23 protein-coding genes are annotated in these 19,510 nt (G+C 61.3%); 19 read left to right on the forward strand and 4 right to left on the reverse strand.

Annotated features, from left to right (window positions below):
- Positions 1 to 9: 9 nt before the first annotated feature.
- The 13 genes from rpsE (at position 10) to dsbD (ending at position 8,644) form a co-directional block, all read left to right on the forward strand.
- Positions 10 to 528 (forward strand): 30S ribosomal protein S5, encoded by a 519-nt coding sequence (gene rpsE, locus PCA31118_RS20885; RefSeq protein ID WP_039393711.1) that lies wholly within the window; start codon positions 10 to 12, stop codon positions 526 to 528.
- Positions 529 to 539: 11 nt separating this feature from the next.
- Positions 540 to 722: a 50S ribosomal protein L30 gene (rpmD, locus tag PCA31118_RS20890; RefSeq protein ID WP_023593832.1), complete on the forward strand. Its 183-nt coding sequence runs from the start codon at positions 540 to 542 to the stop codon at positions 720 to 722.
- 11 nt (positions 723 to 733) lie between these two features.
- Positions 734 to 1,168 (forward strand): 50S ribosomal protein L15, encoded by a 435-nt coding sequence (gene rplO, locus PCA31118_RS20895; RefSeq protein WP_039393709.1) that lies wholly within the window; start codon positions 734 to 736, stop codon positions 1,166 to 1,168.
- Positions 1,169 to 1,191: 23 nt separating this feature from the next.
- Positions 1,192 to 2,529 carry a preprotein translocase subunit SecY gene (gene secY, locus PCA31118_RS20900; protein WP_039406340.1) on the forward strand — a complete coding sequence of 446 codons (1,338 nt, stop codon included), beginning with the start codon at positions 1,192 to 1,194 and terminating at the stop codon, positions 2,527 to 2,529.
- A 9-nt stretch (positions 2,530 to 2,538) separates the two neighbouring features.
- The gene (infA, locus tag PCA31118_RS20905; RefSeq protein ID WP_010804116.1) at positions 2,539 to 2,757 is read left to right on the forward strand and encodes a translation initiation factor IF-1; all 219 of its coding nucleotides are present in this window, start codon (positions 2,539 to 2,541) and stop codon (positions 2,755 to 2,757) included.
- Positions 2,758 to 2,776: 19 nt separating this feature from the next.
- Positions 2,777 to 2,893 carry a 50S ribosomal protein L36 gene (rpmJ, locus tag PCA31118_RS20910; RefSeq protein ID WP_010804115.1) on the forward strand — a complete coding sequence of 39 codons (117 nt, stop codon included), beginning with the start codon at positions 2,777 to 2,779 and terminating at the stop codon, positions 2,891 to 2,893.
- Between the two features lie 35 nt (positions 2,894 to 2,928).
- A complete protein-coding gene (gene rpsM, locus PCA31118_RS20915; protein ID WP_044457325.1) occupies positions 2,929 to 3,294 on the forward strand; it encodes a 30S ribosomal protein S13 in 366 nt (121 codons plus the stop codon).
- 17 nt (positions 3,295 to 3,311) lie between these two features.
- Positions 3,312 to 3,716, forward strand: a complete 405-nt coding sequence (gene rpsK, locus PCA31118_RS20920) for a 30S ribosomal protein S11 (RefSeq protein WP_010804113.1) — start codon at positions 3,312 to 3,314, stop codon at positions 3,714 to 3,716.
- Positions 3,717 to 3,868: 152 nt separating this feature from the next.
- Positions 3,869 to 4,492: a 30S ribosomal protein S4 gene (rpsD, locus tag PCA31118_RS20925; protein WP_044457324.1), complete on the forward strand. Its 624-nt coding sequence runs from the start codon at positions 3,869 to 3,871 to the stop codon at positions 4,490 to 4,492.
- 105 nt (positions 4,493 to 4,597) lie between these two features.
- Complete coding sequence (locus tag PCA31118_RS20930; protein WP_039393697.1) at positions 4,598 to 5,575, forward strand: DNA-directed RNA polymerase subunit alpha; 978 nt, start codon at positions 4,598 to 4,600, stop codon at positions 5,573 to 5,575.
- A gap of 156 nt (positions 5,576 to 5,731) precedes the next feature.
- Complete coding sequence (rplQ, locus tag PCA31118_RS20935; RefSeq protein WP_039393695.1) at positions 5,732 to 6,124, forward strand: 50S ribosomal protein L17; 393 nt, start codon at positions 5,732 to 5,734, stop codon at positions 6,122 to 6,124.
- Positions 6,125 to 6,312: 188 nt separating this feature from the next.
- Positions 6,313 to 6,645, forward strand: a complete 333-nt coding sequence (cutA, locus tag PCA31118_RS20940) for a divalent-cation tolerance protein CutA (RefSeq protein ID WP_150626956.1) — start codon at positions 6,313 to 6,315, stop codon at positions 6,643 to 6,645.
- Positions 6,646 to 6,742: 97 nt separating this feature from the next.
- A complete protein-coding gene (gene dsbD / locus PCA31118_RS20945; protein ID WP_150627027.1) occupies positions 6,743 to 8,644 on the forward strand; it encodes a protein-disulfide reductase DsbD in 1,902 nt (633 codons plus the stop codon).
- Between the two features lie 37 nt (positions 8,645 to 8,681).
- On the opposite strand, the gene hemB is transcribed toward dsbD, so the two are convergent.
- On the reverse strand, positions 8,682 to 9,680 hold the full coding sequence (gene hemB, locus PCA31118_RS20950) for a porphobilinogen synthase (protein WP_150626957.1): 999 nt from the start codon (positions 9,678 to 9,680) through the stop codon (positions 8,682 to 8,684).
- A 603-nt stretch (positions 9,681 to 10,283) separates the two neighbouring features.
- The gene (yihA, locus tag PCA31118_RS20955; RefSeq protein WP_150626958.1) at positions 10,284 to 10,952 is read right to left on the reverse strand and encodes a ribosome biogenesis GTP-binding protein YihA/YsxC; all 669 of its coding nucleotides are present in this window, start codon (positions 10,950 to 10,952) and stop codon (positions 10,284 to 10,286) included.
- A gap of 298 nt (positions 10,953 to 11,250) precedes the next feature.
- Between yihA and PCA31118_RS20960 the strand changes: the two genes are divergently transcribed.
- The 5 genes from PCA31118_RS20960 to msrQ all read left to right on the forward strand — a co-directional run bounded on the left by PCA31118_RS20960 (position 11,251) and on the right by msrQ (position 17,395).
- The gene (locus PCA31118_RS20960; RefSeq protein WP_150626959.1) at positions 11,251 to 11,907 is read left to right on the forward strand and encodes a c-type cytochrome; all 657 of its coding nucleotides are present in this window, start codon (positions 11,251 to 11,253) and stop codon (positions 11,905 to 11,907) included.
- 174 nt (positions 11,908 to 12,081) lie between these two features.
- The gene (locus PCA31118_RS20965) at positions 12,082 to 14,217 is read left to right on the forward strand and encodes a cytochrome c biogenesis protein ResB (protein ID WP_246190356.1); all 2,136 of its coding nucleotides are present in this window, start codon (positions 12,082 to 12,084) and stop codon (positions 14,215 to 14,217) included.
- 11 nt (positions 14,218 to 14,228) lie between these two features.
- A complete protein-coding gene (gene ccsB, locus PCA31118_RS20970; protein WP_150626960.1) occupies positions 14,229 to 15,413 on the forward strand; it encodes a c-type cytochrome biogenesis protein CcsB in 1,185 nt (394 codons plus the stop codon).
- A 264-nt stretch (positions 15,414 to 15,677) separates the two neighbouring features.
- Positions 15,678 to 16,673 (forward strand): protein-methionine-sulfoxide reductase catalytic subunit MsrP, encoded by a 996-nt coding sequence (msrP, locus tag PCA31118_RS20975; protein WP_150626961.1) that lies wholly within the window; start codon positions 15,678 to 15,680, stop codon positions 16,671 to 16,673.
- A gap of 56 nt (positions 16,674 to 16,729) precedes the next feature.
- Entirely contained in the window at positions 16,730 to 17,395 is a 666-nt protein-coding gene (gene msrQ, locus PCA31118_RS20980; protein WP_150627029.1) for a protein-methionine-sulfoxide reductase heme-binding subunit MsrQ, read from the forward strand.
- Positions 17,396 to 17,446: 51 nt separating this feature from the next.
- On the opposite strand, the gene lysA is transcribed toward msrQ, so the two are convergent.
- Positions 17,447 to 18,715: a diaminopimelate decarboxylase gene (lysA, locus tag PCA31118_RS20985; RefSeq protein WP_150626962.1), complete on the reverse strand. Its 1,269-nt coding sequence runs from the start codon at positions 18,713 to 18,715 to the stop codon at positions 17,447 to 17,449.
- A 165-nt stretch (positions 18,716 to 18,880) separates the two neighbouring features.
- Positions 18,881 to 19,108, reverse strand: a complete 228-nt coding sequence (lptM, locus tag PCA31118_RS27425) for an LPS translocon maturation chaperone LptM (RefSeq protein WP_150626963.1) — start codon at positions 19,106 to 19,108, stop codon at positions 18,881 to 18,883.
- A 57-nt stretch (positions 19,109 to 19,165) separates the two neighbouring features.
- Here lptM and cyaY point away from each other — a divergent pair, with 57 nt between their 5' ends.
- Positions 19,166 to 19,498, forward strand: coding sequence for an iron donor protein CyaY (cyaY, locus tag PCA31118_RS20995; RefSeq protein ID WP_044458581.1), 333 nt, complete (start codon positions 19,166 to 19,168; stop codon positions 19,496 to 19,498).
- Positions 19,499 to 19,510 lie beyond the last annotated feature (12 nt).

Consider the following 19,510-nt stretch of genomic DNA (forward strand, 5'->3'; position numbering starts at 1 on the left):
GGATCCGTCATGGCAAAGATGCAAGCGAAAGTTCAGGCTGACGAACGCGACGACGGCCTTCGCGAGAAGATGATCGCGGTCAACCGTGTCACGAAGGTTGTGAAGGGTGGCCGTATTCTCGGTTTTGCCGCGTTGACCGTGGTTGGTGACGGCGATGGCCGCATCGGCATGGGCAAGGGCAAGGCGAAGGAAGTCCCGGTTGCCGTTCAAAAGGCAATGGAACAAGCCCGCCGCAACATGTTCAAGGTTGCTCTGAAGAACGGCACCCTTCAACACAACGTTCTCGGCCAGCATGGCGCCTCGCGCGTCCTGATGTCGCCGGCGAAGGACGGTACCGGCGTGATCGCTGGTGGCCCGATGCGTGCGGTGTTCGAGGTGATGGGCGTGACCAACGTGGTGACGAAGAGCCTTGGCTCGACGAACCCGTACAACCTGGTCCGCGCCACGCTCGATGGCCTGAAGAAACAATCGACTCCTGCTGACATCGCCGCTAAGCGTGGCAAGTCGGTGGAAGAGATCCTCGGCTAAGGGTGATCAATATGTCGCAGCAAACTGTGAAAGTTAAGCTGGTCAAGAGCCTGATCGGTACGCGCGAAGACCATCGCGCCACCGTCAAGGGTCTGGGCCTGCGTCGCCTCAATTCGGTCAGCGAGTTGCAGGATACGCCCGCTGTGCGGGGCATGATCAACAAGGTTTCGTACCTTGTGAAGATCGTCGACTGAGCGAGGGCAAAATGGAATTGAATTCGATTAAGCCGGCAGAAGGCGCCAAGCACGCCAAGCGCCGCGTTGGCCGTGGCATCGGTTCGGGTCTGGGTAAAACCGCCGGCCGTGGTCACAAGGGTCAGAAGTCGCGTTCGGGCGGCTTCCACAAGGTGGGCTTCGAAGGCGGTCAAATGCCGCTGCAACGTCGTCTGCCGAAGCGTGGTTTCAAGTCGCTGACGCGTCGTTTCGTGGGCGAAGTTCGCCTGTCGGACCTGAACAACCTGCCGGTCGACGAGATCGATCTGCTGGTTCTGAAGCAGGCCGGTCTGGTGAGCGAGCTGTCGCTGTCGGCCAAGATCATCGCCGCAGGCGAGATCACCCGCAAGGTCGTTGTGAAGGGTCTGGGCGTCACCAAGGGTGCGCTCACGGCAATTCAGGCGGCCGGCGGTTCGGTCGCAGAGTAAGTTAGGACACCCCGGAGCCAGCATTGGCCAAGTCTCCTAATCTCGCTAAGCCTGGTACGCAGGGCCCGAAGTATGCGGATCTGCGCCGGCGGCTGGTTTTTCTGCTGCTGGCGTTGATCGTCTACCGTATTGGTGCGCATATCCCGGTGCCGGGCATCGACCCCGATCAGCTGGCGCAGTTGTTCCAGCGCCAGTCGGGCGGGATCCTGGGCATGTTCAACATGTTCTCTGGCGGTGCGTTGTCGCGTTTCACGATCTTCGCGCTGGGGATCATGCCGTACATTTCAGCGTCGATCATCATGCAGTTGCTGGCGATGGTATCGCCGCAATTGGAAGCTTTGCGTAAGGAAGGCCAGGCCGGACAACGCAAGATCACGCAGTACACCCGGTATTTCACGGTGGTGCTTGCGCTCTTCCAGGCAGCTGCGATTGCGGTGACGTTGGAGAGCGAGCCGGGGCTCGTCGTCGATCCGGGCATGTTGTTCCGCCTGACGACGGTGATCACGCTCGTGACCGGCACGATGTTCCTGATGTGGCTGGGTGAGCAAATCACCGAACGCGGCCTCGGTAACGGTATCTCGATCATCATCTTCGGTGGTATCGCGGCCGGTTTGCCGAACGCGGTAGGCGGCTTGTTCGAGCTCGTCAGCACGGGTTCGATCGGTCCGTTCTCGGCGATCGTGATCTGTGTCCTGGTGGTGCTGGTGACGTTCTTCGTCGTTTTCGTCGAACGTGGTCAGCGCAAGATCCTGGTGAACTACGCCAAGCGTCAGGTCGGCAACAAGGTGTACGGTGGTCAGGCTTCGCACCTGCCGCTCAAGCTGAACATGGCAGGCGTGATTCCGCCGATCTTTGCATCGTCGATCATCCTGTTCCCGGCAACGATCGCGAATTGGTTCGGCGCAGGTGATAACGCGCGCTGGCTCAAGGATATCGCGGCGAAGTTGTCGCCGGGTCAGCCGATCTACGTGATGCTCTACGCACTGGCGATCGTGTTCTTCTGCTTCTTCTACACCGCACTGGTGTTCAACAGCAAGGAGACCGCCGAGAACCTGAAGAAGAGCGGAGCGTTTGTCCCGGGGATTCGTCCGGGCGACCAGACGGCGCGGTATATCGACAAGATCCTGACGCGTCTGACACTGGCCGGCGCAGCGTATGTCACCCTGGTGTGTTTGCTGCCTGAGTTTCTGGTGTTGCGTTGGAATGTCCCGTTCTACTTCGGTGGGACCTCACTGCTGATTATCGTGGTGGTGACGATGGACTTCATGGCGCAAGTGCAGTCGTATGTGATGTCGCAACAGTATGAGTCGCTGCTCCGCAAGGCGAATTTCAAGGGCGGCAATAACATGACGCTTCGCTGATCCGGGATCATGTCGAAAGACGACGTTATTCAAATGCAGGGTGAGGTCCTTGAAAACCTCCCCAATGCCACCTTCCGGGTAAAGCTGGAAAATGGCCATGTAGTACTCGGACATATTTCCGGCAAGATGCGGATGCACTACATCCGTATCCTGCCCGGGGATAAGGTGACGGTAGAGTTGACGCCCTACGATCTGTCGCGTGCGCGGATCGTCTTCCGGGCGAAGTGATTAGAGAGAGGGAATTGTCATGAAAGTTTTGGCATCTGTTAAGTGCATCTGCCGCAATTGCAAGTTTGTGAAGCGCAAAGGCGTGCTGCGCGTGATCTGCAGTTCGGATCCGCGCCACAAGCAACGTCAGGGCTAATCGGCCTTTAACGCTATTTAGTTGGGGAATTACGAATGGCTCGTATCGCAGGGGTTAACATCCCGAACCACCAGCACACCGCTATTGGCCTGACGGCTATTTACGGTGTCGGCCGCACGCGCGCTCGCCAGATTTGCGACGCCGCCGGCGTGGCGTACTCGAAGAAGGTCAAGGACCTCGACGACGCCGATCTCGAAAAGCTGCGTGACCAAGTGGGTCAACTGACGGTCGAAGGCGACCTGCGCCGTGAAGTGACCATGAGCATCAAGCGCCTGATGGACCTGGGCTGCTATCGTGGTATGCGTCACCGCAAGGGCTTGCCGCTTCGCGGTCAGCGTACCCGTACCAATGCGCGTACCCGCAAGGGCCCGCGTAAGGCCGGCGTCTCGCTGAAGAAGTAACCAGAGGATAGGAACTCATGGCTAAGCAACAGAACAACGCCGCTTCGCAGCGCGTTCGCAAGAAGGTCAAGAAGAGCGTTGCCGAAGGCGTCGTGCACGTCCACGCTTCGTTCAACAACACCATCATCACGATCACCGATCGTCAGGGCAATGCGCTGGCATGGGCGACGTCGGGTGGCCAGGGCTTCAAGGGTTCGCGTAAGTCGACCCCGTTTGCCGCCCAGGTTGCTGCTGAGTCGGCTGGCCGCGTCGCACTGGAATACGGTGTGAAGAACCTCGAAGTCCGCATCAAGGGCCCGGGCCCGGGTCGCGAATCGGCGGTTCGTGCACTGAATGCGCTGGGTATCAAGATCACGGCCATCTCGGACGTGACGCCGGTCCCGCACAACGGCTGCCGTCCGCCGAAGCGTCGTCGCATCTAAGACGCTTCAGAAAATCCTGCTATAATCGCGGGTTCGCGCACGGTCTCGGCCGTGCGCGTAGTAATTTCTAAGACCACCGTCCGGTACATTGGTACCGGACTTGCGTAGTGGACAAAGTTCGCTGCGTCAAATTTTGAGATAAAGGAACAACCGTGGCACGTTATATCGGCCCGAAGGCCAAACTCTCCCGTCGTGAAGGTACTGACCTCTTCCTGAAGAGCGCACGTCGCTCGCTCGCCGACAAGTGCAAGCTGGATAGCAAGCCGGGTCAGCATGGCCGCACGTCGGGTGCTCGTACGTCGGACTACGGCAACCAGCTGCGCGAAAAGCAGAAGGTCAAGCGTATTTACGGCGTGCTTGAGCGTCAGTTCCGTCGTTATTTCGCGGAAGCCGACCGCGTCAAGGGCAACACGGGTGAAAACCTGCTGCAACTGCTCGAGTCGCGCCTGGACAACGTCGTGTACCGCATGGGCTTTGGTTCGACCCGCGCTGAAGCGCGCCAACTCGTTGGCCACAAGGCAATCGTGGTGAACGGTGTTGTGTCGAACATCCCGTCGATCAAGGTCAAGGCCGGCGACGTTATCGCCGTGCGCGAAAAGGCCAAGAAGCAAGTGCGTATTCAAGAAGCACTGACGCTGGCTGAGCAAGTCGGTTTCCCGATCTGGGTTTCGGTTGACGCCAAGAAGATGGAAGGCACTTTCAAGGCACTGCCGGAACGTAGCGATATCGCGGGCGACATCAACGAAAGCCTGATCGTCGAATTGTATTCGCGTTAATCCGTATGATGCTGACGCGCCTCACGGCGCGTTTTGCGTTCCGTGCAGGTTGTCACCCATCAGCCTTATCGGTGTAACGAGCCGAGGGTATTGAAAAGGAAACCTATGCAAACCAGTTTGTTGAAGCCCAAGATCATTGCGGTTGAGCCGGTCGGTGAGCATCACGCCAAAGTCGTGATGGAGCCGTTCGAACGTGGCTATGGCCACACCTTGGGCAACGCGCTTCGCCGCGTGCTGCTGTCGTCGATGGTGGGCTATGCGCCGACCGAAGTGACGATCGCCGGCGTTGTGCATGAATATTCCACCATCGACGGTGTCCAGGAAGACGTTGTTAACTTCCTGTTGAACCTCAAGGGTGTCGTGTTCAAGCTGCATAACCGTGACGAAGTCACCGTTACGCTGCGCAAGGATGGTGAAGGTGTGGTGCGCGCTTCGGATATCGAAGTGCCCCACGATGTGGAACTGATCAACCCCGATCACGTGATCGCGCATCTGGCGAAGGGCGGCAAGCTCGACGTTCAGATCAAGATCGAAAAGGGTCGTGGTTATGTCCCGGGTAACGTTCGCCGTTATGGTGACGAGTCGGCCAAGGTTATCGGCCGTATCGTTCTCGACGCGTCGTTCTCGCCGGTCAAGCGTGTGAGCTATGCGGTCGAATCGGCCCGTGTGGAACAGCGTACGGACCTGGACAAGCTCGTGATGAACATCGAAACCAACGGTGTGGTGTCGCCGGAAGAAGCGATCCGTCAATCGGCTCGCATCCTCGTCGACCAACTGTCGGTGTTCGCTGCGCTGGAAGGCACGGAAGCCGCCAGCGAAGCGCCGTCGCGTGCGCCGCAGATCGATCCGATCCTGCTGCGTCCGGTGGACGATCTCGAGTTGACGGTGCGTTCGGCTAACTGCTTGAAGGCCGAAAACATCTACTACATCGGCGACCTGATCCAGCGTACCGAGAACGAATTGCTCAAGACCCCGAACCTGGGTCGCAAGTCGCTCAACGAAATCAAGGAAGTCCTTGCCTCGCGTGGTCTCACGCTGGGCATGAAGCTCGAAAACTGGCCGCCGGCTGGTCTCGAGAAGTAAGGTGTAATGACATGGCCGCCCTGGGGCGGCCGTGTCATTACGTAAGTGCGGCGCGTCGGAAGATATCCGATACGGCCGAATGCGAAGGTACCGGCCCGCGGTGTTTGTCACCGATAGAAGAGCTTGGTCGAAAACTCTGTTTAAAGGAAAGTTGAAATGCGTCACCGTCATGGTTTGCGTAAACTGAATCGTACGAGCAGCCACCGTCTGGCAATGCTGCGTAACATGTCGAACTCGCTGCTGCAGCACGAAGCGATCAAGACCACGCTGCCGAAGGCCAAGGAACTGCGTAAGGTCGTCGAGCCCCTCATCACGCTGGGCAAGAAGGACTCCGTCGCCAACCGTCGTCTGGCGTTCAACCGCCTGCGCGATCGTGAAATGGTCACCAAGCTGTTCAACGAACTGGGCCCGCGTTTCGCCAACCGTCCGGGCGGCTACCTGCGTATCCTGAAGATGGGTTTCCGCGTGGGTGACAACGCACCGATGGCTTTCGTCGAACTGCTGGATCGTCCGGAAGTCGACACGGAAGCACCGGAAGTCGCTGAGTAAGCGATTTGCGCAACGGTCTCTAGCGGGCCGTTAGTCGTTAAAAGAGCCAGGTCTTCGACCTGGCTTTTTGTTTTGTGCTTTGTCCGAGCGGGCATCAGTGCCCGTCTGGAATTGCGGGCTCACACGTACACGTTTCGCCATGTCGGTGTACAGTGAACAACCTCACACCCGCATGGTCTACGCACATCATGGATGCCCTTCTTATCGTCATGACGACGTTTCCCGACGAAGCCAGCGCGGAAGCTGCCATCGACGGCATGCTGGTCGCCCGGCTCGCGGCGTGCGTGCAACAGATGGCGCCGGTGCGTTCGAGCTATCGCTGGCAAGGCAAACGTGAGACGACGCTTGAAGTGCCACTCATGATCAAAACGACTGCCGGGCGCTATGGCGCATTGGAGCAGTACATCAAGGAACACCATCCTTACGACGTTCCGGAGATCGTTGCCTGGCCTGCCACGGCGGCACTGCCGGCTTATGCGCGTTGGGTGGAAGACGAGACACGGGGACAACTGCATGTTTGACGTGAAGATGAGGGGCGCGCAGGCGTTGTGGGCAGCAGATCGCGCGGCGGGGCGCGCTATACGGCACTGTCTGTGGCGAGGCTCGTCGCTTGCGTCAATGGTGCTAATGGCCTTGGCGCTCCTGTTTGCCTTGACGGCAGGACGTGCTCACGCTGCAGATGATTTTCTGGATCCGGACGTCGCCTTCAAGGTGACGAAAACGGAACAGCCCGGCGCCGTACTGCTGCATTTCGAGGTCGCCAAAGGTTACTACCTCTATCGCGAGCGGTTTGCGTTTGCTGCGGATAGCGCTGCCGTCACGCTCGGCGCACCGGTGTTCCCCAAGGGGGAAGTCAAGCACGATGAAACCTTCGGCAAGGACATGGAGGTGTTTCACGAGCCCATCGACGTTCGTATTCCCATCACTCATGCGAGTGCTCCCTTTACGTTGAACGTCACGATGCAGGGATGCGCGGACAAGGGGCTCTGCTACCCGCCGATGGACAAGCCGTTGAAGATCTCCGCGGCAGCAATCGGCGCTGCCGGCGCGGGAGGCTCGGATGCGGCGACGCTCGCAGGTCCGGCGACTCAAGCATTGTTGGGGGACGGCGCACGCCAGGCGAGCGACGCTAAGTCGGCCGCGACGGCAGCGACGGCAGCGCCGGCAGCGTCGGCCAATGCGTCAAACGGATGGCTGTCCGCGCGCGACGACTATAGCGAGGCAGAACGCATTCTCTCGGGGGGAAGCTTCGCGCTCGCATTGGGAATCTTCTTCGCATTGGGTGTCGGTCTGGCGTTCACGCCTTGCGTGCTTCCGATGGTGCCGATTCTGCTTTCCATCGTGGCGGGCCAGGAGGCGAGCCGGGGGAAGGCCGTCCGTCTGGCGATTGCCTACGTTCTGGGAATGGCCATCGTCAATACGATCATCGGGGTCGCTGCCGGCCTCCTCGGACAGGGGCTGATCGCTTTCCTGCAAGCCCCGTGGGTACTTGCCCTCTTCGCGCTACTGATGGTGGCGCTGTCGCTGTCGATGTTCGGTCTGTACGAGATTCAATTGCCCACAGCGCTGCGTGACCGGATCGACGGCGCCGCGCGGAAGCAGAAGTCCGGGCAGTGGATGGGGGCTGCGATGATGGGCGTGCTGTCGGGGCTGATCGTTAGCCCGTGTGTGACGGCGCCGCTCGCGGCAGCGCTCGCGTTCATTGCCAAGACGGGGGACGCCGTATTCGGCGGTTCGGCCCTCTTCGCGTTGTCGCTGGGCATGGGGTTGCCGCTCGTGATTCTCGCCGGCGGTGGCGGCACGTTGCTGCCGCGCGCGGGGGCATGGATGGACGGTGTGAAGCGCTTCTTCGGGTTCCTGTTGCTGGGCGTGGCGCTGTGGATCGTGCGTCCGCTGCTGAGCACGCCTGTGCTCCTGTTCGGTTGGGGCGTACTCCTTTTGGTGGCGGCATCGTTCATGCGCGTATTCGACAGCCTGCCGGATGGCGTCAGCAGCGCTCGCCGCTTGCTCAAGGGATTGGGCGTGGTCGCCGCGCTGCTCGGGGCCGTGGCGCTTGTTGGCGCCGCAGCGGGAGCGCGCGATCCGCTCACGCCGTTGGCCGGGCTATCTGCCATGACGACGGGCAGCGCCAATGCCGGCGCGACCGTGTCGGAGGGCGTCAAATTTCAGCGGGTGCGCACGTTGGCCGAACTTGATCAGGTGGTCGCAACGGCGGGGCGTCCGGTGATGTTCGATTTCTATGCGGACTGGTGCATCAGTTGCAAGGAGATGGAGCGCTTCGTCTTTACGGACCCGCGTGTGAAGGGGCGTCTCGACCAGATGGTGCTCGTGCAGGCCGATGTGACTGCCAACAATGCGGACGATCAGGCCCTGCTCAAGCGATTCGGCTTGTTTGGACCGCCGGGGATAATCTTCTTCGACGGGGGCGGAAAAGAGGTGACTGGAACGCGCGTGATCGGCGCGCAATCTGCCGACCAGTTCCTGCGCAGTCTGGATAAGGCGTTCGGGCCGGAAAGCTGAGCTGCCGGACCCGAAGGCCTGAAGATCGGAAGGCCGTTTACCCTTGCGCGCGGATCAGACGCGCGGCGTCGAGGGCGAAGTAGGTCAAAATGCCGTCCGCGCCGGCGCGCTTGAACGCAAGCAATGACTCCATCATCACCTTGTCGTGATCGAGCCAGCCGTTCTGTGCGGCGGCCTTGAGCATCGCGTACTCACCGCTGACCTGGTAGGCATAGGTAGGGAAGCGGAATTCGTCCTTCACGCGACGCACGATGTCGAGATACGGCATGCCCGGCTTGACCATCACCATGTCCGCACCCTCTTCGATATCGAGCGCGACTTCCCGTAGCGCTTCGTCCGAATTGGCGGGATCCATCTGATACGTCATCTTGTTGCTCTTGCCGAGGTTGGCTGCCGAACCGACGGCGTCACGGAACGGGCCGTAGAACGCCGATGCGTACTTGGCGGCATACGCCATGATGCGCGTATGGATGTGGCCGCCGGCCTCAAGCGCTTCGCGGATAGCGCCGATGCGGCCGTCCATCATGTCGGACGGCGCCACAATATCCACACCCGCTTCGGCCTGTGTGACGGCCTGTTGCACCAGAATCCGCGTCGTCACGTCATTGACGACATAGCCGTTTTCGTCGAGCACACCGTCTTGACCGTGGCTCGTGTATGGGTCGAGCGCTACGTCCGTGAGTACCCCCAGATCCGGGAAGTGACGTTTGAGCTCGCGCACGGCGCGCGGAATCAGGCCATCGGGATTCGTCGCCTCGATGCCGTCGGGCGTCTTGAGGGACGACTCAATGTTCGGGAACAACGAGATCACCGGCACGCCGAGCGTGACGCAGGTATCGGCGACACGCATGAGTTCGTCGACAGAAACGCGCTCGACGCCAGGCATGGAGTCGACGGCCTCGCGGCGTTTCTCACCTTCGAGGACGAACACCGGGTAGATGAGGTCGTCGCAAGTCAGATGGTTTTCGCGCATCAGACGGCGCGAGAAGTCGTCGCGTCGCATGCGGCGCGGGCGAAGCAGGGGATAGGAGCTCATGCGATCGGTCCTTTGGACGAAGAATGGCGCGTCGGAAATTCCCGCGGTTCAGTCGCTTTGACGTGTCCCGAAATCGGAGCAGTCGTTGCGGTTGGCTCAACGATTCCGTAAGAGGGAAGGCGCGCAAAAAAGGGGGCTTGCCGGGAAACTTTCGAACGCATGGTATATCATACCAACCGGATGTTCGCACTGCGTGTGACGTCCCCCGCTTCTCCTCCCTGAGCGGGCGCCTGTCGTTCTACGATAAGGCTTATTTAAACCCGCCGTGCCTACACGGCGGTTTTTTTATGTGCGGCCGAATCGTTGCCGAACTTCCCGGTAACCTCCCCGATCCCCCCGCGTTCGGGCAGAATCTGACGGCTATCGTCCGTTCGGCCGATGGGCGACAGCCATACTTCCCCGCTATCGGTATTTCAAGAAGCCCGGCACACACGTGATGACGCGCCGCGACGATTTGTCGCGCTTGGGCGGGTCGTTCCACGGCTACCTTACGATGACAGGGGCCGGGACTCGAATCGGCGTTTAAAACGACGCGTCGGAATTCGAGCCGATGGAGCTGCGTGTCATCGGCAGGCGCGCCGCACAGGTGACGGCCTTCAGGACTTACTTCTTCGCGGCGTCGCGAGCGGGGATCGCCAGCCAATCTTCAAGCACACGCTGAGCGGCATCGACGCCGGTACGCTTGAGGGAGGAGAACAGCTGCGCCGTGAATTGCGGCGGGATGCTCGGATCCCCGGACGGCAGGCCGTCAGTACGGGGCAGCGCGGCCAGACGCTTCTGCGTCTCGCGAAGCACGTTCGTGGATTCCTGGCGGGTGAGCTTGTCGGCTTTGGTCAGCAGCGCGTGGATGGGGCGGCCCGTCGGCAAAAACCAGTCGATCAGCTCGCAATCGAGATCGGTGAACGGGCGGCGCGAGTCCATCACGAGCACGAGCCCGCGCAATTGTGGGCGCTGCACCAGGTAGTCGCCAAGCAACTGTTGCCAGTGTACTTTCACGCCCCCGCCGACCTCGGCGTAACCGTAGCCCGGCAGGTCGACGAGGTAGCCGTACAGATGCTCGAGGTGGGCGATCTCGAAGTAGTTGATGTGCTGGGTGCGGCCCGGCGTCTTGCTCGAGAAGGCCAGACGCTTCTGATTGCACAGGATGTTCAGCGCGCTGGACTTGCCCGCGTTCGAGCGGCCCGCGAAGGCGACCTCGGGCACGGCCGTGGGCGGCAGGTCGCGCAGATGATTGACGGTCGTGAAGAAGCGGGCTTGATGAAGTAGGGACATGACGGAAACCGGGGGAGCGCCGCAGCCACCGGAATCGGGCCACAACGCGGGAGCAGGCACGCAAAACGGCGAGTTGGCGACTCACCGGCGAGAGGCCGGGAAGCCCCGCACTGCGGCCTTCTACATGGAAATCCCCTAAAGCCGGGGAAAGTCTTTATTGTACAATATGAAAGTTAACCTTGGCCTTGCCAAGGCTTGCCCGAACGTCTCGCGCGCCGTGAGGTTGGAGGAGAAACACGGCGTCGGACGGTGAGTTCGAACGACCGATTTCCCGACAAAACAGATATAAGGTGTGCGAATGAACCGAGGAGTGTGGAAGTCTCTCGCTGCAACACCGTTGGCGCTGGCATGCTTCCTTCTGAGCGGCGCCGCACAGGCCGCCGAGCCGCAGACGCCCGCCAAACCCGACCTGGCCAGAGGACAGGCCATCGCCAGTCAGGTGTGTGCCTCCTGCCATGCGGCAGACGGCAACAGCACCGGTGGGGCTTATCCGAAGTTAGCCGGTCAGCATTCCGAATATCTTTACAAGCAGCTCGTCGACTTCAAGGCGCAGCCCGGCAAGACCCCCGCACGCAACAACCCCATCATGGCCGGCATGGTCGCGGCATTGTCCGATCAGGACATGCGCAATGTGTCAGCGTACTTTGCCTCGCAGACGCCCAAGCCGGGCGCCGCCCGCAACAAGGACACCGTGCCGCTCGGCGAAAAGATCTACCGGGGCGGTATCGCGGAGAAAGGCGTGCCCGCGTGTGCCGCATGTCACGGTCCGACGGGCGCCGGCATGCCGGCACAATACCCGCGTCTGTCCGGGCAGTGGGCGGAGTACACCGCGGCCCAACTCGTGGCTTTCCGCGACGAGACACGCGGCAATAACGCGCCGATGCACACCATTGGCGGTCGTTTGTCCGACAAGGAAATCAAAGCCGTGGCGGATTACGTCGCCGGTCTGCGTTGATGGTGACGTTCGGGAGCCCTGCCCTGACACCATGTGAATGTCAGGGTATATTCGCTGACTTATAACGAAACCAGCCGCGGCGCCGCAAGGCGAGCGGATCGAACTGGTTTAGCATACACAGGGTGGCGGGCGCGTGAGACACGCGTCGCCGCCCTTTTTGTTGTCGGAAACAGGATGAGCATCAGTACCTCGGGAATGCAGATCAAGGGCGCGCAACGATGGGTGCGCGATGGCGTTGAGCTTGTCAGCTCGATGCGTTTCGCCATCAGTTTGCTCACCGTGCTCGCGATTGCCAGCATCGTCGGCACTGTGCTCAAGCAGGGCGATCCCTACCCTAATTACGTCAATCAGTTCGGTCCATTCTGGGCCGATGTCTTCCGCTCGCTCGGTCTGTACACCGTGTACAGCTCGTGGTGGTTCCTGCTGATTCTGTTCTTCCTGATGGCGTCGACGACGTTATGCATCGTGCGTAACGCGCCGAAGATGATCGCGGACATTCGTAGCTGGCGCGACCACGTACGCGAGGGGAGCCTTCGCGCTTTCGGGCACAAGGCCGAGTTCAGTGGCCCGGCACCCCGCGCCGACCTGCTCGCGCGTCTGACTGGCTATCTCGGGCGCCGAGGTTACCGCTTCGTCGTGCGTGAGCGCGAAGGCGCAACGCTCGTTGCGGCCAAGGCCGGTGCCATCAACAAGATCGGCTACATCTTCGCGCACAGTGCGATCGTGATCATCTGTCTGGGTGGCCTGGTCGACAGCGACCTGCTCATTCGCGCTCAGATGGCGCTTTTCGGGAAATCGCCGCTGCAGGGCAACGCCGTCATTGCGCAAATCCCGGAGGCACACCGACTTTCGCCGAATAATCCCGCGTTTCGCGGCTACGCATTCGTACCCGAAGGCGGCAAGTCGACGACGGCGATTCTGAATTTTCAGGACGGCTCGGTCGTGCAGGACCTGCCGTTTTCCATCGAGCTAAAGAAATTTCACGTCGACTACTACTCGACGGGCATGCCAAAGCTGTTCGCGAGCGATATCGTCGTGACCGACCCCGAGACCGGCAAGACGATGAACGCCACGGTGAAGGTCAACGAGCCGTTCATCTACAAGGGCGTGGCGATCTATCAGTCGAGCTTTGAGGACGGTGGCAGCAAGCTGAAGCTGACCGGTTACCCGATGCGTGGGGCGACCGATCGCGCCTTCGCGTTCTCCGGCGACATCGGCGGTTCCACGCAACTGCGCGGCGGCGCGGCGGGCAAGGACGAGTACACGGTCGAGTTCAGCGATTTTCGCGCCATCAACGTGGAGAACATCAGCAACGGCCGGGGTGAGCGCGATGCGCGCGGCGTTGCCCGCAAGTCGATGCGTGACGAGTTGAGCGCGCAACTCGGTTCCGGAGCGCGCACGGATCTGGGCAAGGACCTGCGCAACGTCGGTCCGTCGGTGCAGTACAAGGTGCGAGATCGCAGCGGCCAAGCGAAGGAGTACCGCAACTACATGCTGCCGATTCTCGTGGAAGACGGCGAGCGCGTGTTCATGACGGGCGTGCGTGATACCCCGGACGGGCCGTTCCAGTATCTGCGCATTCCGGCGGATGCCGAGGGTTCCGTCAAACAGTGGATGTTGTTGCGCGCCGCACTTCAGGATGACGGTGCCCGTGCCGAGGCTGCCCGTCGCTTTGCGGCGCAATCGTTGCCGGCGCAGACGTCGGCCGATTTGCGGGCGCAATTGCAGGAAAGCGCCAAGCGCGAACTCGATTTGTTCTCGGGCGCCATGCCGGCGAGCAAAAACGGTCATGCGACGGGCGGCCTGCAGGCCATTGCAGAATTCGTGAACGAGAAAGTGCCGCCGGATCAGCAATCGAGCGCAGCGGACATGTTCCGACGGATTCTCGACGGGACGATCTGGCAACTGTGGCAGGTGGCGCGCGAACAGGCGGGACTGCCGGCCGTTGCACCGTCGCCTGAGACCGAGCGCTTCGTGCACACGGCCACCAACGCCTTGTCGGACAATTTCCTGTATGACGCGCCGGTGTTCCTGCAACTCGACTCGTTCGACCAGATCCAGGCGAGCGTCTTCCAGCTCACGCGCTCTCCGGGCAAGAAGATCGTGTATCTTGGCAGCTTGCTGCTCGTGCTCGGCATCTTTTCGATGTTCTACGTTCGCGAGCGGCGGTTGTGGCTGTGGGTCAAGGACACGCCCGAAGGCGGCAGTTCGGTGTTGATGGCCGTGTCGACCACGCGTCGCACGCTGGATTTCGAAAAGGAATTCGCCCGCACGAAGGCGGAGATGGACGAGATCGTCACAAAACGATGAAGGTGAGACAGATGGAGCTATCCCAGGGCTATTCAGAGATCTCGTGGCTGCGACGCCGCAGCATCGGCGACTGGCTGTTCGCGCTGGCGCTCGCGCTCGGCGCGGGCTTCGCGCTCAATCGCTACGGCCACTACATGGATTACTACGAGCACACGATTCTGGTGCTCTCGGTGCCGACCTTTGCGTTGCTCGGCTGGCACTGGCGGTCGGTGCGTTGGTTGATGGCGGGGATCGCGATTCTCGCGCTCTCGGGCATCGGCATGTATCACCACGACCTGGCGCGTGCCGATCAGGCGTTCTTTCTCAAGTATTTCCTGTCGAGTCAGTCCGCCATCCTGTGGATGAGTGCACTGTTCTTCCTCGCAACGCTTTTCTATTGGGGCGGTCTGCTCGCCCGCTCGCCGTTCGGTGCGAGCGTCGGTTCGTCGCTGTGCTGGGCGGCCGTGTTGCTGGGCTTCACCGGCATGATGGTGAGATGGTACGAGTCGTATCTCGTCGGAGCGGATGTGGGGCATATCCCCATCTCCAATCTGTACGAAGTGTTCGTGCTCTTCTGCCTGATCACTGCGCTGTTCTATCTGTATTACGAGCAACGCTACGAAACGCGCTCGCTGGGGCCGTTCGTCCTGCTCGTGATCAGCGCGGCCGTCGGTTTCAACCTCTGGTACAGCGTGGCGCGAAGCGCGTACGAAATTCAGCCGCTCGTGCCCGCGCTGCAAAGCTGGTGGATGAAGATCCACGTGCCGGCCAACTTTATCGGTTACGGCACGTTTGCGCTCGCGGCGATGGTCGCTGTCGCCTATCTGCTCAAGTCAGGCGAGAACAAGCGCCTGGTTGCCAGCGGCAAGCAAGCCGACAGCGGGTTCTTCTCCTCGCGTCTGCCGTCGCTCGAATTGCTCGACGACGTGATGTACAAGGCCATCGCCGTCGGGTTCGCCTTCTTCACGATCGCCACGATTCTCGGTGCGCTGTGGGCCGCAGATGCCTGGGGCGGCTATTGGAGCTGGGACCCGAAGGAGACGTGGGCGCTGATCGTCTGGCTGAACTATGCCGCCTGGCTGCATATGCGTCTGATGAAGGGGCTTCGCGGTGTTGTGGCTGCGTGGTGGTCGTTGACCGGGCTCCTGATCACGACGTTCGCTTTCCTTGGCGTGAACATGTTCCTCTCGGGATTGCATAGCTACGGGCAACTCTGACGTTCCCGTCGCCCGCAGGACAGGGTTTGGAAAGCCGCCGCACGCGAGTGTCGGCGGCTTTTTTCATCGTGTCGTATGATTTGCCGCACTGTGTCGGCGGGAACAGCGCCGCGCGCACGCCGGTCCCAGCGGATATCGCGCCGATACCGGCGGGCGGCGGCTTGTCGCTGCAGGCATCGGCAAGCGCAGGCCGTAGTGGTTGCCGCGACAGGCGTGGCAACAGTTGCGGCGACAATGGCAAAGCGAGCACGTCCGGAGGGCATCATGAGTACGAACAAGTCGACACTGCGCGGCACGGATATCCCGGCGAGCAGTATTACGCCGCGGGATGTGGCGACCGGACGGCGGCGCTTTCTGCAAGCGTCCGGTCTGGGGTTGACAGGCCTTGGCGGCGCTGCGCTGGGTGTTCTGCCATCGGGCGTGCTTGCGGCCGATAGCCCCGGTACCGGGTTGCCCAGTCTCTCGGCCACACGCAATAACCGCTACGTCGTGACGGACAAGCCGACCGGCGTCAAGGATGTCACGACCTACAACAATTTCTACGAATTCGGCACGGACAAGTCCGACCCGTCGCGCCGTGCGGGCACGCTCCAGCCGCGTCCGTGGCAGGTGGCGATCGAGGGCGAGGTGAAACAGCCAAAGATCTACGATCTCGATTCGCTGCTCAAGCTTGCGCCGCAAGAAGAGCGGGTATATCGGCACCGTTGTGTGGAGGGATGGTCGATGGTCATTCCCTGGATCGGCTATCCCTTGTCCGAACTGATAAAGCGGGTGCAGCCGACGGGCAACGCGAAATACGTGGAATTCGTCACGCTTGCCGATCCGAAGCAGATGCCAGGCCTGTCGTATCCGGTGCTGAGTTGGCCGTATGTGGAAGGCCTGCGCATGGACGAGGCCATGCATCCGCTGTCGTTGCTGACGTTTGGTTTGTACGGCGAGGTGTTGCCGAACCAGAATGGTGCGCCGGTGCGCATGGTCGTGCCCTGGAAATACGGGTTCAAGAGCGCGAAGTCCATTGTGAAGATCCGTTTTGTCGAGAAGATGCCGTTGACGAGTTGGAATCGCGCCGCGCCTGACGAGTACGGCTTCTACTCGAATGTGAACCCCGACGTGGATCATCCGCGCTGGAGCCAGGCCACTGAGCGTCGCATCGGCGAAGGCGGCATTTTCACGCCGAAACGAAAGACGTTGATGTTCAATGGCTATGGAGACCAGGTAGCGAGCCTGTATCAGGGCATGGACCTGCGCAAGTTTTTCTGAGCCGACACACTGTGCCGACGTCCTCCTCCCAACCTCCCTCCCAGCCCTCTGCCGAATTGCGCCGCGCTGGAACTGCGACTGCGCATGCGTCGGCGGGGCAGCGGCCCGCACAACGCTGGGTCGCGCGGACGAAGGTCGTCGTTTTCGGCGTGGCGCTGTTGCCGTTGCTGCGGCTCGTGTTCTACGGATTCACGGACCGATTGGGCGCGAACCCCGTCGAATTCATCACGCGCTCGACGGGAACGTGGACGCTGGTCATGCTCTGCATCACCCTTGCCGTGACACCTCTGCGGCGATTGACCGGTTTTTCGTGGTGGCTACGCTTTCGCCGCATGCTCGGCCTTTTCGCGTTCTTTTACGGCGCTTTGCACTTTGCCACGTACTTCTGGCTGGACCAGTGGTTCGACTGGGGCAGCATCCTGCGTGACGTCACGGGGAAGCGGCCATTCATTACGGTGGGATTTGCGGCGTTCGTCCTGATGGTGCCATTGGCGCTGACATCGCCGCACGCGATGGTCCGACGTCTGGGCGGGCGGCGCTGGCAACGGCTGCACCGCGCAATTTACGCGATCGCGGTGCTGGCGATCCTGCACTACTGGTGGATGAAGGCGGGCAAAAACGATCTTGCCCAGCCGGCGATCTATGCGATCGTGGTGGCGGGCCTGCTCGGCGCCCGGTTGTTCTGGGCGCTTCGCAGGCGAAAAACGGTCGGCGAAGGGTAGACGAGGGGTAGGCGAAGTGCCCGCGAAGGGTCAGCGGCAGAGACTCGCGGATCAGACGCCCGCGGGGAGCAGGCGTTCACCGGCGAACAGCGATTCGACCGTTTCACGTTCGCGTACGAGGTGGGCTTCGTTACCGTCGACCATGACTTCGGCGGCGCGCGGGCGCGTGTTGTAGTTCGAACTCATCGTGAAACCATAGGCGCCGGCGGAGCGAATGGCGAGCAGATCACCGGGCGCAATGGCCAGCGCGCGGTCCCGCCCGAGCCAGTCGCCGCTCTCGCACACGGGGCCGACGACGTCATAAGTCGCGAGCTCACCGGTGCGACGCTCGACCGGATCGATGCCGTGATACGCCTCGTACATCGCGGGGCGCGCCAGATCGTTCATCGCCGCATCGACGATGGCGAAGTTCTTCGTCTCGCCGTGCTTGAGGAATTCGACACGTGTGAGCAGCACGCCGGCGTTGCCGACGAGCGAGCGACCCGGCTCAAACAACACCTGACGATGGCCGTGGCCGCGCTGGGCGATGTGATCGAGCAGCGTGGTCGCGAACGCCGTGATGTCCGGGGGCGTTTCGTCCGTATAGGTGATTCCCAATCCGCCGCCCACATCGATGTGATGCAGCGAAATACCCGCACTCTCAAGCCTTTCGACCAGATCGAGCACCTTGTCGGTCGCGTCGAGATACGGAGAGATTTCGGTGATTTGCGAGCCGATATGGCAGTCGATGCCGACCACCTCCAGATTCGGCATGGCAGCGGCCGCGCGGTAGGCGTCAAACGCTTCTTCATACGCCACCCCGAACTTGTTGCCGCGCAGCCCCGTCGAGATGTAGGGATGCGTCTTGGCGTCCACGTTCGGATTCACGCGCAGCGACACGCGCGCGCGCTTGCCGACTTGCCCCGCCACTTCATTGAGCCGGTCGAGTTCCGGACGCGACTCCACGTTGAAGCAGAAGACATCCTTTTCCAGCGCGAAGCGCATTTCGTCGGCATGTTTGCCCACGCCCGAAAACACGGCGCGCGTCGGGTCGCCGCCAGCGGCGATCACGCGGGCCAGTTCTCCGGCCGACACGATGTCGAAGCCCGCCCCCAGCTTGGCGAACACGCCGAGCACTGCAAGATTCGAGTTGGCTTTAGCGGCGTAATGCACCGCCGCGTTGCGGCCTTCGCAGGCCTTGGCGTATGCCTGATAGGCATTCGTCAGGGCAGCCTTCGAATAGACGTAAAGCGGCGTGCCGAAGCGCTCGGCGAGCGCGGGCAGTGCTACGCCTTCGGCATGGAGTACGTCGTCGCGGTAGGAAAAGATGGCGTCGGACATCGCAAAAACTCGGTAATCAACTGGGGCAACGGAGACGACTGCAGCCCATGGCTCAACAACGGGTGCCGGTATTGCCGAAGTCGTCTCGCTTCGGCAATTTATGATCGGACTTGCGTGACGTCGGTTAACCGCAAGGCAACGTCGATCAATGTCGGCTAATTTCGCTTATTCCGACTTTGCCGCCGGCAGCGACGCGGCGGGTGGTACTTCGACCGAGGGTCCACGTTGCGGCTCGGGTACGAGCGGCGGCGGCGGAACCGGTGCTCCCGGAGGCGGGGTCGGTTTCACCGGACGCGCCGGCAGGTACAGCGGACCGGCCTGGCCACAGCCCGCCAATACGCTCAAAAGGGCAATCGACGCTACAATCGCGCAGGTTCGAATAGGTGCAGTCATGGGGGTATCGCCGCGTGGTGCGGCATGCAAGCGATGACGCAAACCGTGGAGTTTAGCATGACGGAAAGTGAATTCCTGGCGCTCGCAGAGGCAGTGCTGGCGCAGGTCGAGGCGGCTGTCGAGGCGGTCGTCGACGACAGTGATGTCGACATCGATTGCGAGCGTACCGGCAACGTGCTGACGCTCGAATTCGACGACGGTAGCAAGATCATCGTCAACGTCCAAACACCGATGAGCGAGATCTGGATCGCCGCCCGTTCGGGTGGCTTCCACTTCCGCCTGAAGGGCGACAAGTGGCGCGATACGCGCGACGACTCCGAATTGTTCGAAGCCTTGTCGCGCTTTGCATCGCAGCAGGCCGGCGAGACCGTGACGCTTCAGGCCGGCTGATTCACGGGCGCG

Source organism: Pandoraea captiosa, from assembly GCF_902459775.1.
Lineage (GTDB): Bacteria > Pseudomonadota > Gammaproteobacteria > Burkholderiales > Burkholderiaceae > Pandoraea > Pandoraea captiosa.